Origin of the sequence: Streptomonospora arabica (genome assembly GCF_039531585.1) — a bacterium.
Taxonomy (GTDB): Bacteria; Actinomycetota; Actinomycetes; order Streptosporangiales; family Streptosporangiaceae; genus Streptomonospora; species Streptomonospora halophila.
This window is the reverse complement of record NZ_BAAAQI010000012.1, coordinates 38,267-51,921: the sequence shown is the minus strand read 5'-3', so window position 1 is coordinate 51,921 and position 13,655 is coordinate 38,267. Positions and strand designations below refer to the sequence as shown.

At 74.4% G+C, this 13,655-nt stretch carries 11 protein-coding genes and 1 riboswitch; of the genes, 8 read left to right on the top strand and 3 right to left on the bottom strand.

Translation table 11 applies throughout. From position 1 onward, the window contains the following. The first annotated feature begins 334 nt into the window (after positions 1 to 334). The 3 genes from ABD284_RS18220 (at position 335) to ABD284_RS18210 (ending at position 2,708) form a co-directional block, all read left to right on the top strand. Positions 335 to 877 (top strand): double zinc ribbon and FHA domain-containing protein, encoded by a 543-nt coding sequence (locus ABD284_RS18220; protein WP_344145010.1) that lies wholly within the window; start codon positions 335 to 337, stop codon positions 875 to 877. A 280-nt stretch (positions 878 to 1,157) separates the two neighbouring features. Beyond that, entirely contained in the window at positions 1,158 to 1,628 is a 471-nt protein-coding gene (locus ABD284_RS18215) for a bifunctional nuclease family protein (RefSeq protein WP_311545219.1), read from the top strand. A gap of 132 nt (positions 1,629 to 1,760) precedes the next feature. Then, a complete protein-coding gene (locus ABD284_RS18210) occupies positions 1,761 to 2,708 on the top strand; it encodes an ATP-dependent DNA ligase (RefSeq protein ID WP_344145174.1) in 948 nt (315 codons plus the stop codon). Between the two features lie 88 nt (positions 2,709 to 2,796). Here the strand turns inward: ABD284_RS18210 and ku are convergent, their stop codons facing one another. Beyond that, on the bottom strand, positions 2,797 to 3,906 hold the full coding sequence (gene ku / locus ABD284_RS18205; RefSeq protein WP_344145006.1) for a non-homologous end joining protein Ku: 1,110 nt from the start codon (positions 3,904 to 3,906) through the stop codon (positions 2,797 to 2,799). Positions 3,907 to 4,022: 116 nt separating this feature from the next. Between ku and ligD the strand changes: the two genes are divergently transcribed. Beyond that, on the top strand, positions 4,023 to 4,928 hold the full coding sequence (gene ligD / locus ABD284_RS18200; protein WP_344145004.1) for a non-homologous end-joining DNA ligase: 906 nt from the start codon (positions 4,023 to 4,025) through the stop codon (positions 4,926 to 4,928). Between the two features lie 15 nt (positions 4,929 to 4,943). Here ligD and ABD284_RS18195 read toward each other — a convergent pair whose 3' ends face one another. Then, entirely contained in the window at positions 4,944 to 6,215 is a 1,272-nt protein-coding gene (locus ABD284_RS18195; protein ID WP_344145002.1) for an FAD-binding protein, read from the bottom strand. A gap of 582 nt (positions 6,216 to 6,797) precedes the next feature. On the opposite strand from ABD284_RS18195, the gene ABD284_RS18190 reads away from it, so the two are divergent. From ABD284_RS18190 to ABD284_RS18175, 4 genes are all read left to right on the top strand, one after another. Then, positions 6,798 to 7,394 carry a MerR family transcriptional regulator gene (locus ABD284_RS18190; RefSeq protein ID WP_386699672.1) on the top strand — a complete coding sequence of 199 codons (597 nt, stop codon included), beginning with the start codon at positions 6,798 to 6,800 and terminating at the stop codon, positions 7,392 to 7,394. Positions 7,395 to 7,677: 283 nt separating this feature from the next. Next, positions 7,678 to 7,767, top strand: a riboswitch (glycine riboswitch). A gap of 119 nt (positions 7,768 to 7,886) precedes the next feature. After that, positions 7,887 to 10,796 (top strand): aminomethyl-transferring glycine dehydrogenase, encoded by a 2,910-nt coding sequence (gene gcvP / locus ABD284_RS18185; protein WP_344144998.1) that lies wholly within the window; start codon positions 7,887 to 7,889, stop codon positions 10,794 to 10,796. A gap of 358 nt (positions 10,797 to 11,154) precedes the next feature. Further along, positions 11,155 to 12,399: a tetratricopeptide repeat protein gene (locus tag ABD284_RS18180; RefSeq protein ID WP_344144996.1), complete on the top strand. Its 1,245-nt coding sequence runs from the start codon at positions 11,155 to 11,157 to the stop codon at positions 12,397 to 12,399. 282 nt (positions 12,400 to 12,681) lie between these two features. Next, complete coding sequence (locus tag ABD284_RS18175; RefSeq protein WP_344144994.1) at positions 12,682 to 13,290, top strand: alpha/beta hydrolase family protein; 609 nt, start codon at positions 12,682 to 12,684, stop codon at positions 13,288 to 13,290. Between the two features lie 102 nt (positions 13,291 to 13,392). Here the strand turns inward: ABD284_RS18175 and ABD284_RS18170 are convergent, their stop codons facing one another. Beyond that, positions 13,393 to 13,590, bottom strand: a complete 198-nt coding sequence (locus ABD284_RS18170; protein ID WP_344144993.1) for a DUF5999 family protein — start codon at positions 13,588 to 13,590, stop codon at positions 13,393 to 13,395. Positions 13,591 to 13,655 lie beyond the last annotated feature (65 nt).

The window sequence follows — 13,655 nt, the reverse complement described above, 5'->3', positions numbered from 1 at the left end:
AGGGCCCTCCGGTGCACGGCCGGACCCGGCCGTGCACCGGAGGGCCCCGACGGGTCGGCACCGCCTCCTGTGCGCCGTGGATATGGTTTAGAGTCGAGTGTTCCCCACTGGCGGCCCTCCGGCGCTGCGCCGGGCCGGCTAGCGGGACGCGATCGTGTGCACAGCAGAGCACGGCAGGGGATGACACCATGTAAGAATCCGAGGTGAGCCGGGGGAACACAGCACCGGCCCACCCCGTTTTCCCAGTGGGTGCGCGGTACGCCGCCCACCCAGGCGCAAAGGACCACCAGCCGAATCAAGCACCGCCCCGTGCGGTAGGAGGCCGAGCCGACCTATGTCGAGCGTTTACTGCACGCAGTGCGGTCACGCCGTTGCGGATGATGCCCGTTTCTGCTCCAACTGCGGTTCCCCCATCCGTACGGCGGGGCAGGGTTCCGCCCCCGGATCCGGTGGCAGCCGCGACTCCGTCGGTGAGACCACCTCCACCATCTCCATCGCCGGCATCCAGGCGCTGGAGGCTGAGGCCGAGGGCGAGGACCTTCCCGGCGAGCCCACCAACGTCGACGCCCTGCCCCCCGGCACGGCGCTGCTCGTCGTCAAGCGCGGCCCCAACGCCGGCAGCCGCTTCCTGCTGGACAGCGACGTCACCACTGTGGGGCGCCACCCCAACAGCGACATCTTCCTCGACGACGTCACGGTCTCCCGGCGCCATGTGGAGTTCTTCCGGCGCGGCAACGGTTTCGGCGTCCGCGACGTCGGCAGTCTGAACGGCACCTACGTCAACCGCGAGCGCATCGACGAGGCCGAGCTCGGCGGCGGCGACGAAGTCCAGATCGGCAAGTTCCGCCTGGTCCTGCTGACCAAGCCACGGCGCTGAGGCTCCTGCGCCTCCGGCCGCGCCGAGCAGGTTTGCGCCTCCCCTCCACCGGAGAGCCTTTGTAGGGAAGACCGCCACCGATGGCGCGATCGGGGACATCGCGGTCATGTCACCTGTAAGCGGCGTCGGGGAAGGTTATCGGAGCCCGGTCCGGGCGCCCCGCGGTCCCGGACCTGTCTCGGACGCCTGTCGGTGTGGCGGTGTACCGTGAAGAAGACGGAGCAGAGCACACCCTGGCGGGTGCCCCCTCCGGCACGACAAGTCGTGGGACGGAGCCGCAGTGAAGCACATGGAGGTTGTCGGCGTCCGGGTCGAGATGCCCTCGAACCAGCCGATCGTCCTGCTCAAGGAGACCGACGGCGAACGCTACCTGCCGATCTGGATCGGCGCGGTCGAGGCCACCGCGATCGCGCTCGCCCAGCAGGGCGTCATGCCCGCGCGCCCGCTCACCCATGACCTCTTCCGCGACGTCCTCGATGCGCTGGACGCCGACCTGACCACCGTCAACGTCACCGCGCTCAGCGACGGTATCTTCTACGCCGAACTGGTCTTCTCCAACGGGGTCGAGGTCAGTGCCCGCCCCTCCGACTCCATCGCGCTGGCGCTGCGCACCGGCGCGCCCATCTACGCCCACGAGGACGTGATCGAGGAGGCCGGGGTGCCCATCCCCGACGAGCAGGAGGACGAGGTCGAGAAGTTCCGCGAGTTCCTCGACCAGATCTCGCCGGAGGACTTCGGCCGCACCACCTGATCCCCCTCGCCCGGCCTCCCCGGGCGGTCCCCGCCGCAACACTCCGCCAAGGCGCGGTCAACATCGGTCCATGATCGGACCTGCGCCGGGCTGCGCGGCGCCCGTCCCGGGCAGTCTCGGTGCGTGGAACCCATGCTCGCCCGCACCGCGAACGTCCTGCCCGAGGGCCCGCACTGGCGCTATGAGCCCAAGTGGGACGGCTACCGCGCCATCGTCCGGCGCGACGGCGACGTGTCCATCACCTCGCGCTCCGGCAGGCGGCTGGAGGCCGTTTTCCCCGACGTCGCCGCGGCGGTCGAGGCCTCGCTGCCCCCGGGCACCGCGGTCGACGGCGAGATCGTGCGCTGGTCGACCGAGGGCCGCCTCGACTTCTCCGGCCTGCAGCGCCGCGGCCACTCCGGTCCCCAGGAGGCGCAGCGGCTGGCGCGCACCGAGCCCTGCCACTTCATCGTCTTCGACCTTCTGCGCGAGGACGGGGCCGAGCTGGCGGGGCGCCCGCTGGACGACCGGCGCGCCCGCCTGGAGGAGCTGATGCGCGGGGTCGGCGAGCCGGCGCTCATGCTCGGCTGGCAGACCGGCGCCGTCGACGTCGCCCGGCAGTGGTTCGACCAGATGTGGCGGGTGGGCGTGGAGGGCCTGGTCGCCAAGGACGGGCGCGGCCGGTACCGGCCGGGGCGCCGCGACTGGCTGAAGTACAAGCGGCGTGTCACCACCGAGGCGATCGTCGGCGGTGTGATCGGCGGCGCCGGCGACCCGCGGGAGCTGATCGTGGGCCGCCGCGACTCCCAGACCGGCGCCCTGCGCGTGGTCGGGCGGACCAAAGAGCTGGCCCCCGCGCAGCGCCGGGAGATGGCGAAGCTGCTGCGCCCCTCCGGCGGCGACCACCCCTGGCCGCCCAAGCTGCCCTCCCGGTGGGGCTCGGCCCACGACTACGCGCGGGTGGTGCCCGAGGTCGTGGTGGAGATCTGCCCGGACGCGGCGCAGTCCTCCGGGCGCTGGCGCCACGCGGTGGGCTATGTCCGCCCCCGCACCGACCTGGAGCCGGCCGACGTGCCCACCGACCTGTCCATCGAGGGCTGAGATGGGCGCCGCCGCAGGCCCGGCCGGATCCGGTCGAGGAACGCGCGGAGTTCCTCGACCACCCCGGGCGCCGCAACCGCCCGCGGGGTCAGGAGGCCGAGCGCGCCGATCCGCCCGAGCGGGCGCGCTCGACGGCCTCCTCCAGCTCGGCGCGGTCCATCTTCGACCGGCCGGGGACGTCCAGCTCGGAGGCCAGCCGCGACAGCTCGCGCTTGGACAGCTCGGAGAGCGGCGCCTCGCGCGGCTCGGGCGCCGCGCCGCCGCCTCCGCGGGAACGGGCCCCGCCCTTTCCGCCGGTCCCGGCGCGGTCCTTCGCGGTGCCGCCCTTCCCGGCGCCGCCGTCAGCGGAGCGGCCGCGCCGGGCTCCGCCCCGGCCGCCCTTGCCGGACCGGGAGGCCGGGGACTCCTCCTCGCCGCCGCGCAGGCTGGCGCGCAGCGCCTCGGTCAGCTCCACGACGTTGGTCTCGGGCGGCGGCCCCTCCTCGGCGTAGCGCACCCGCTCGCCCGCGCTCTTGGCACGGATCAGCTCGTCGATGCGCTCCTGGTAGTCGTCGGTGTACGCCTCGGGCCGCCACTCCTCGGCCATGGCGCCGATCAGCTGCTCGGCCAAGTCCAGGTCGCGCTCGCCCAGGTCGGTTTCGGGGATGGCGGGCAGCGTCTCCTCCGGGTCGCGGACCTCGTCGGCCCACCACAGCGTGCTCAGCGTGAGGACGCCCTGCTGGGGTCCCACCACCGCCAGGTGCTGGCGCTCGCGCATCACCAGCGTGGTCAGCCCGAGTCGGCCCGAGTGCTCCAGGGCCCGGCACAGCAGCCGGTAGGGCTTGGCCGACCCCTTGGACTCGGGGGCGACGTAGTAGGCGGAGTCGTACCACAGCGCCTCGACGTCGTCGGCCGGCACGAACGCGGTGATCTCCAGAGAGCTGGACCGGCCGGGCGCGATCTCCTCCATCTCCCGGGGCTCGACGATGACGTACTCGTCGGCGCCCGAGGAGGCGTCGGCCTTGGTGCCGCGCACGATCTCGGCGGAGTCCACCTCCTTGCCGGTGCGCTCGTTGACCCTCCGGTACCGGATGCGGTCGGAGGTGTCGCGCTGGAACTGGTGGAACCGGGTGCCGTGGCGCTCGCGCGCGCTGAACAGCCGCACCGGCAGGCTCACCAGACCGAAGGACAGTGTTCCCTTCCACACCGGAGAGGCCATCGGGCGCCTCCTTCCGCTCGGGCTTACCTCTCATACTGCCCGTTACCAGGTAAAACGCCGCAGGCCGCGGGTAAAGACGCACGCGAACACGCCGGCGCGGGCGGGGGAGGGCACGGTTGGACACGGAAGCGCTGACATGGCGGGTGGGCGCCCACCGGGTCCGCATCAGCCGGCCCGGCAAGGAGCTGTTCGAGCCGGGCGGGGTCACCAAGCGCGAGCTGGCCGAGTACTACCGCGCGGTCGCCGGGCCGATGCTGCGCCACCTGCGGGGGCGCCCGCTGGCCGTGCAGCGCTACCCGCACGGCATCGCCGACCCCGAGGGCGGCTTCTACGTCAAGAACCGCCCCTCCTACGCGCCCCCGTGGGCCGGGTCGGTGCACGTGGCCAAGGACGACGGCCGCGCCGGGAACGAGATGCTGGTCTGCGACGACGCCGCCACCCTGGTATGGCTGGCCGACCAGGCCGCCATCACCCTGCACCCGTGGCTGACCAGGGTCGGCGACCTGCGCCGCCCCGACCGGCTCGTCATCGACCTCGACCCGCCCGGCGACGACTTCGCGCAGGTGCGCCGCGCGGCCTACGACGTCCGCGAGGTGCTGGAAAGCCTGGGCCTGGCCGCGTTCGTGATGACCACCGGCTCGCGCGGCATGCACGTGGTCGCGCCCATCCGCCCCGAGATCGACGCCGGCCAGGCCCGCGACTTCGCCCACGTCATCGCCGAACTGGTCGCGCGCCGCCGCCCCGACGAGCTGACCACGCGGTTCCGCAAGCGCAGCCGCGGCGACCGGCTGTTCCTGGACTACCTGCGCAACGGCTACGCCCAGCTGGCGGTGGCGCCGTACTCGGTGCGCGCGCTGCCCGGAGCGCCGGTGGCGGCCCCGCTGTCCTGGGACGAGCTGGAGCGCGTGGACACGGCCCGGCACTGGACGGTGCGCACCCTCCCCGAGCGCTCGGGGGCCGAGCCCTGGCGCGACATGGCCCGCCACGCCCGCTCGCCCCGCCGGGCCATCGAGCGGCTGTAGGACAGCGGGGCGGCGTCAGCCGCCGAGGACGTGCTCGCGCAGGAACGCGTTGGCGAACTTGCCGCGCGGGTCGAACCGGCGGGCCAGCGCCGCGAAGTCGCGCATCCTGCTGTAGCGCCCGCGCAGCGACCCGGCCGGCGCGGTGAACAGCTTGCCCCAGTGCGGCACGGCGCCGAAGGGGTCCAGCCGCTCCTCGATGAGCTCCAGCACCGGCAGCACCGCGGCGGTGTCGGGGACCAGGGTGAAGTGGAAGCCGACGGTGTCCTGGCGGTGGCTCGGGCTCAGCCACAGCCCGTCGGCGGCGATCGTGCGGATCTCGTGGACCTGCAGGACGGGGGCGATGCGCTCGCGCAGCGGCTCCAGCGCCCGCAGCGCCGCGACGGCCGCGCCGCGCGGCAGCAGGTACTCCGCCTGGAGCTCCTCGCCTGCGCTGCTGGGCGGCGATCCGGGGCGGAAGTGCGGCAGCCGCTCCGACCAGGGGCCCGCCACGCCCAGCTGCCGGGTGGAGTGCTCGGCCGACATCTCCGGCACGGGGTGGCGGGGCCCGTCCGCCGGCCGCGCTCCGAAGAAGCCGTCGGCGCCGCCGGCGGGCGGGCCGCCGCCCACCCGGTGCTTGAGCCACACCTGGTCGACCACCGGGTCGCGCCAGCGGGTGAACAGGCTGACGCTGTAGGCGGCGCCGGTGATCGCGTCGAAGTCCTCGTCCAGCGCCTCCAGCGGCAGGCCTTCGTAGACGCTCTGGGCGACGTCGAAGTCCGGTTCGGTGCGCAGCGTCATCGCGGTCACGATCCCGAGCGCGCCGAGCGCCACGACCGCGCCGTCGAACTCGGCGCCGTTCTCGGCCCGGCTCAGGCTCACCAGGTCGCCCTCGGCGGTCACCAGCTCCAGCGCCTCCACCGCGGTGGCGAGGTTGCCGTTGGCGTCGCCGGAGCCGTGGGTGGCGGTGGCGACCGACCCGGCCACCGAGATGTGGGGGAGTGATCCCAGGTTGTGCAGGGCGCGGCCGCGCTCCTGGAGCCACTGCGCCAGCTCGGCGTAGCGCACGCCCGCGCCCACCTGGACGGTTCCGGCCGCGGTGTCCAGCTCCATCGTGCGCGGCAGGCGGGCGAGCGAGACGAGGTCGCCGGGGGTGTCGGCGACGGCGTTGAAGGAGTGCCCGCTGCCCAGGGCCCGTGCCCGCTCGGCGCGGGCGACGGCGGCCTGCACCTCGGCGACGGTGGAGGGGTGGTGGAGGCGCTCGGCGGCGAAGCCGATGTTGCCCGCCCAGTTCGTGGTAGGCCGGTTCACCTGCTGCCCCTTCCGGGGAGACGGATGGAACGCGGCGGCCGGCGGCCGCCCGTTGTGGCAGCCACCAGAGATACCAGACGCGGTGTCCCCCCTCGCGCGGGCACCCGGGCCGGCGAGGGCCCCGGTGCGAGGGCCGCTCGGGCAGCGGGCCGCAGCGGCCCGCGCGCGTCGGGGCGCCGCACGCGGGTGGGGGAACCGTGCGAACCGGGCGGCCCGGTCGCGGTGGCGGCGGCCGCGGCGGCCGGATCCGCCTGGACGCGACGGTTTCGGCGACGGCGTGTCGCGGGTATGTGGACGCGCCCCGCGGGCGCCGGCGCGGCACCCGGGTCGCCGCCCGGTCCGGTGCTCCGGTTCCGGTGCAGGTCAGGAAGGCGGGAAAGCCGCCCGCGAGCCGTCCTTCGGTTATGCTTGCAAATGGACGGCGGCGGTGCTCGGCGGCGGCGAAACAGGTTCCGCGACGCGCCGATGGGTGTCGTTGACGCTGTCCGTGCGACCGGCTTACCTTCAATGTCGAAGGAACCCGCGGCGCACCCTTCATGCCCCCTGTCAAACCGCCGTGGGCCGAGGAGCCGGAGGTTCGGCGTGGCGGTTACTAGCGGTGAGCAGCAAACCTCCGCTCTCAGGCATACAGCGATACGGCGAGCTGGGGAGCAGGGCCTGCTGTGCGAAGAGGACGTGGTGGCGCTGCCTATGGACGTCGGTTATCGCGGCCCCACGGCATGTGCGGCCGCCGGAATCACCTATCGGCAACTCGACTACTGGGCCCGCACCGGCCTGGTCGGCCCCACCGTGCAGCAGGAGGGCGGTAGGCCCCCGCTGTACGACTCCCGCGACGTCCTGCTGCTCAAGGTCGTCAAGCGGCTGCTCGACACCGGCATCTCCCTGCAGCAGATCCGCCCGGCGGTGGACCACCTGCGCTACCGCGGTACCGCCGACCTCGCCCAGGTCACCTTGATGAGCGACGGCGTCAGCGTCTACGAGTGCACGTCGCCCGACGAGGTCGTCGACCTGATGCAGGGCGGGCAGGGCGTGTTCGGGATCGCCCTGGGGCGCGTGTGGCGCGAGCTCGAGGGCGCTCTCGACGAGGTTCCCGGCGAGGAGCTTGGCGGGTCGCTGAGCCCGCAGGCGCGGCCCGCCGACGAGTTGGCGCGGCGCCGCCGCGAGCGCAAGACCGGCTGACCTCCGGCCTCCCGCGGACTCCGCCGGCCGCGCCGGCCTCCCCGTCCGCGCTCGCCGGCGCCGGCCGCCCGGTCCGCGGGCGGCGGCGCGGGTGTGATGCGCGCCTACCCGCGTGCACTCCACGAATGCGCCCGGATCCAGTAACGTCGGCTGTGCGGCGGGCCTGACACGCGCGCGACCGCGAAGGCGGGCAGTACGCCCCCGCCGCCCTGTGGTCCATCAGGGCCGTACATAATGGACGACCCACAACCGAACAACGCAGTCGACACCACGATCCGGCCGTCGATACCACGCGGGAGAGACCCCACAGCGGGGCGCCGACGGGGCAAAACTCCCCAGTAACCTCTCAGGCACCAAGGACCGCGTGGAGGAGGCCACTCTGGAGCGGTAGGCGAGACGTGCCTGCGCCTCGGCCCTGGCGGGCCGTGAGCGACAGAGGGGGAGACCAGACAGGAGCAGCCGCGAAAGCGGCACAGCGACCAGGAGGTCTCCATGACGGAGCAGCCAACCCGTGAACGAGGGCCGGACGCCGGCGCCGCGGCGGCCCGCGACTTCGCCGACCGGCACATCGGCCCCGACTCCGCCGAGCTCGCGCAGATGCTCAAGGCGGTCGGCTACGGCAGCACCGACGACCTGATGACCGCGGCGCTGCCCGAGCGCATCCTCGCCCGCCCCGGGCAGCCGGCGCCGCTGGAGCTGCCCGCCGCGGCCGGCGAGTCCGAGGCGCTGGCGGAGCTGCGCGCACTGGCCGACCGCAACCGGGTGCTGACCTCGATGATCGGTCAGGGCTACTACGACACCACCACCCCGCCCGTCATCCTGCGCAACATCATGGAGAACCCGGCCTGGTACACGGCCTACACCCCCTACCAGCCGGAGATCTCCCAGGGGCGCCTGGAGGCGCTGCTGAACTTCCAGACGATGGTCTCGGACCTGACCGGGCTGGCGGTCTCGGGCGCCTCGCTGCTGGACGAGGCCACGGCCGCGGCCGAGTCGATGACCCTCGCCCGCCGCGCCACCCGCGGCAGCAGCGACGTCTTCGTCGTCGACTCCGACGTGTTCCCGCAGACCCTGTCGGTGCTGCGCACCCGCGCCGAGCCGCTGGGCATCGACGTGGTGGTGGCCGACCTGTCGCAGGGGCTGCCCGACACCGACGCCTTCGGCGTGCTGGTGCAGTACCCGGCCGGCAGCGGAGCGGTGCGCGACCCGCGCCCGGTCATCGCCGAGGCGCACGAGCGCGGCGCGCTGGCGGTGGTGGCCGCCGACATCCTCGCGCTGACGATGCTGCGCAGCCCGGGTGAGATGGGCGCCGACATCGCGGTGGGCTCCACCCAGCGCTTCGGGGTCCCGATGGGCTTCGGCGGCCCGCACGCCGGCTACATGTCGCTGCGCGAGGGGCTCCAGCGCCAGCTGCCCGGGCGCCTGGTGGGCGTCTCGGTCGACAACGCGGGCAAGCCCGCCTACCGGCTGGCGCTGCAGACCCGCGAGCAGCACATCCGCCGCGAGAAGGCCACCAGCAACATCTGCACCGCCCAGGTCCTGCTGGCGGTGATGGCCGGCATGTACGCGGTCTACCACGGGCCCCACGGGCTGCGGGCGATCGCCGAGCGGGTGCACGGCCACGCCGCCGACCTCGCCGAGCGGCTGCGCGCGGCCGGGTTCCAGGTCGTCGGCGAGCGGTTCTTCGACACGCTGCGGGTGCGCGTGCCCGGGGCGGCGGGATCGGTCGTCGAGGCGGCCGCCGAGCGCGGCGTCAACCTGCTGGCCGCCGGCTCCGACACCGTGGGCGTCAGCTGCGACGAGAACACCACCACCGCCGACATCGAGGCCGTGGTGGCGGCGTTCACCGGTTTCGGCAAGAGCGTCCCCGGCCGGACCGCCGGCGCCGACCGGCGCGCGGCCCTGCCGGAGGAGCTGCGCCGAGGGGTGGACTACCTGACCCACCCGGTCTTCTCCGCCCACCGCAGCGAGACCTCGCTGCTGCGCTACATGCGCCGCCTCGCCGACAAGGACCTGGCGCTGGACCGCAGCATGATCCCGCTGGGCTCGTGCACGATGAAGCTCAACGCCACGGCCGAGATGGAGTCGGTGACCTGGCCGGAGTTCGCGTCGCTGCACCCCTTCGCGCCGCTGGAGCAGGCCGCCGGGACCGTGCGCATCGTGCGCGACCTGGAGCGGTGGCTCGCCGAGATCACCGGCTACGACGCGGTGTCGCTGCAGCCCAACGCCGGTTCCCAGGGCGAGCTGGCCGGGCTGCTGGCCATCCGCGGCTACCACCGCGGGCGCGGCGAGCGGGGGCGCGACGTGTGCCTGATCCCCAGCTCGGCGCACGGCACCAACGCCGCCAGCGCGACCATGGCCGGCATGCGGGTCAAGGTCGTGGCCTGCGACGACGGCGGCAACATCGACATGGACGACCTGCGCGCCAAGACCGCCGAGCACGCCGGCGACCTGGCCGCCATCATGGTCACCTACCCCTCCACGCACGGCGTCTACGAGGACACCATCACCGAGGTGTGCGACCTGGTGCATGAGGCGGGCGGCCAGGTCTACGTCGACGGTGCCAACCTGAACGCGCTGCTGGGCTGGGCCAAGCCCGGGCGGTTCGGCGCCGACGTCAGCCACCTGAACCTGCACAAGACCTTCTGCATCCCGCACGGCGGCGGCGGTCCGGGTGTCGGCCCGGTGGCGGCGCGCTCCCACCTGGCCGCCTACCTGCCCAACCACCCCAGCCAGCCCGAGGCCGGGCCCTACACCGGGGTGGGCCCGGTGTCGTCGGCGCCGTTCGGGTCGGCCGGGATCCTGCAGATCTCCTGGGCCTACATCAGGATGATGGGCGAGGAGGGGCTGCGCGCGGCCACCGAGGCCGCGGTGCTCGGCGCCAACTACGTCGCCAAGCGGCTGGAGCCCTACTACCCGGTGCTCTACACCGGCCGGGGCGGCCTGGTCGCCCACGAGTGCATCATCGACATCCGCGGCCTGCAGAAGCGGACCGGCATCAGCAACGAGGACGTCGCCAAGCGGCTGATCGACTACGGGTTCCACGCGCCCACGATGTCCTTCCCCGTGGCGGGGACGCTGATGGTCGAGCCGACCGAGAGTGAGGACCTGGAGGAGCTGGACCGTTTCGTCGACGCCATGATCGCCATCCGCGGCGAGATCGACCGGGTCGCCGAGGGCGCCTACCCGGCCGACGACAACCCGCTGCGCAACGCGCCGCACACGGCCGAGGCGCTCACCGCCGACGAGTGGCGCCACCCCTACTCGCGGCACGAGGGCGCCTTCCCGGTGCAGCGGCTGCGGTTCGACAAGTACTGGTCCCCGGTCGGGCGGATCGACCAGGCCTACGGGGACCGCAACCTCGTCTGCGCCTGCCCGCCGCCGGAGGCGTTCGAGGTCTAGCGGCCGGCCCCGCCCCCCGGGGGGCGGGGGAGCGGTCCGAGGGCGAGCGGCGGCCGCCGGACCCGCGGAGTACGAGCGCGGGGACGGCGGCCGCTCGCCGTGTGCGCCGGACTCGTCGGGAAAGAGATAAATCTACGATGTAAAGGTGGCGGTTGCGGTCGCCGGATACCGCCGCCTACCGCCGCGGTATCGGTGCCGGGTATCGCCGCGGTACCGGTACCGGGGGGCGCCCCGCCGATTCCGGGCGGTGCGGCCACGCCTCGTCATCGTGTCCGCGCCGACGGGCTAACCTCCCAGTGGAACCGCCGGGTCGGCCCCGCGCCGCCCGAACCGCCCCCCGTGTGGAAAGCAGCGCCAGATGACAGCGTCCGCCGGATCCTCCACCCACGACGCCGCCGGAGACGAGTCCGAGTCCAAGAGCCTGTGCGACCAGGCGCGCGACCTCGCCGAGAACGGACACCTCAACCGCGCCGCCCAGGTCTACGAACGCGTGGTCGAGGGCGGTGCGCAGCGCTATCTGCCGCTGGCCGCCCTCGGGCTGGCCGTCGTCCGCCACGACATGGGCGAGGTGGCGGCGTCGCGGTCGGCCGCGCGCACCGCCATCGGCACCGGCCACCCCGAGTTCGCCCCGCGCGCCGCCTACCACCTGGCCCTGTCCTTCGAGGCCGAGGGCGACGCCGAACAGGCGCGCGCCGCCTGGCGCGACGTCCTCGACTCGGGCAACAACCGCTACCGGCCGGCCGCCCACTACGGACTCGCGCGCCTGGCCGAGGACCGCGGCGACACCGAAACCGCCGAGGCGCACTGGGACCAGGTGCTGAGCAGCGACTCAGCCGAGATCGTGCCCGAGGCGGCGCACGACTACGCGGCGCGGCTGCTGGCCCGGGGCCTGACCGACGCCGCCGCCGACGTCGTCCACCGGGGCCTGGAGCTGGGCGAGCACACCGGACTGCGGCTGCTGCTGGGCGCCGTGCACGTGGAGTACGCGATCGGCGCGTTCGCGGCCGTCGTAACCGAGGCCGGCGCGCGCGGCGGAGAACCGCGCGAGGGCGCGGGCCCCGCGCCGGAGGCGCCGGGCGCGGCGCCCGAGGGGGCGGTGGCCCCCGAGGTCGCGGGCGGCGCCGTCGAACTGCTGGCCCGGCTGCTCGCGGTGCGCGGCGACGGCGAGGCCGCCGAGCGCGTGTGGGCCGACGGCCTGGCCCACCGCGATCCCGCCACCGCCGACGAGGTCCGCGCCCGCCTGCGCCGCGGCTTCCTGGCGCCCGACCCGGAGACCGCCGAGCAGGAGGACGGGCAGGCCCGTGAGGACGAGGTCTGGTGGGACCCCTACGTCGAGGCGGCCGCGGCCCAGCACAGCGCGCCGATGCTGACCGGCGAGCTGTTCGTCGCGCTGAACCGGATGTACACCCACCTCGCCCTGCCGCTGGCCCAGGGCGAGAACAACGCCGCCGCGCTGCGCCGCGCGCTGGAGGAGGCGGTGCGCACACCCGGCCAGTACGTCTGGGGCCGGGCCCTGCACGACGACTTCCGCGAGCGCCTCCGGCTCGCCGCGGGCTCCCGTGAGCCGGTGCTGCCGGAAGGGTGGCCCGATGCGGGGGAGTGACGTGCGGCCGTCGCGGGTGGTCGGGGTCGGGGTCGGGCGGCTGTGGCGGGGGTGCATCGGTGGTGGGGGTGCGGGGGGTCTCCGGGCGTGTCCCGTGTCGCTCCCGCGGGGCGGGTGCAGCGCGCGGCGCCGCGCGGGCTCCGCGGGTCCGGTGGGGCGCAAGATGGGCGCGGGGCGGGCGTCCGCGCCGCCCGCCTGACGAGCGGGCGGCCCGCCCGGCGCCGCGGTCCGGCGGGCGCGCGGTAGAACGGTGATCGGGCGGACACGCCTAAGCTTGGAGCCATGGAGCTCGACACGCCCCGTGGGCCTGCGCTCGCCGACATCGATGTGCCGACCGGCGGGCCGCCGCGCTATCTGCTGGCCATCACGCACGGCGCGGGAGGCGGTGTCGACGCGCCCGACATCACCGCGGTGTGCGACGCGGTGCTGAAGGCGGGCGGAGCCGTGGCGCGCATCACGCAGGCCTACCGGGTGGCCGGTCGCACGATGCCCGGCTCGGCCACCGGTCCCCAGGACGAGGCGTGGATCTCCGCGGTCCGGGCGGTGTGCGCGGACGCGCGGCTGGCCGGGCTTCCGCTCGTGCCGGCCGGACGCAGCAACGGCGCCCGGGTCGCGTGCCGCACCGCCGCGGAGCTGGGCGCGGCGGCGGTGGTAGCGCTGGCGTTCCCCCTGCATCCGCCGGGCAAGCCGGAGCGCTCGCGCGCCCCGGAGCTGCGCGGGGCGGGGGTGCCGACCCTGGTGGTCAACGGGGACCGCGACCCCTTCGGCGTTCCCGACGCGGCCGACGCCGCGTCGCTGGTGGTGCGTGCCGGCGAGCGCCACGATCTGGCCAAGGACACCGGTGCGGTGGCCACTGCCGTCGTCGACTGGCTCGCTGAACGGCTGGGCTGAGCATCCGGACCGGCGGCCTGCGCCGGGCCGGGTCGCGGGGACGGACGGCGGTCCCCGCTCGGTCGGCCGGATCGGACGGCTCGGTGCGTGTCGGGTCCGGCCTCAGGCGACGGCCCGGACGTCGGTCGGGCGGTGCGGGGCGACGACGCGGCCGTTGGGCAGCAGCTCGCCGGTGTCCTCGAAGATCACGACGCCGTTGCAGAGCAGGCTCCAGCCCTGCTCCGGGTGACTGGCGACGACGCGGGCCGCTTCGCGGGCGACGTCGTCGGAGGACGGGCATGCGGGTCGGTGCGGGCACATTGTGCGCCTCCGGTCTTCTCAACTGATGGCACCAGAAGCCTAGTGGCGCGAGTCACAGTGCAACT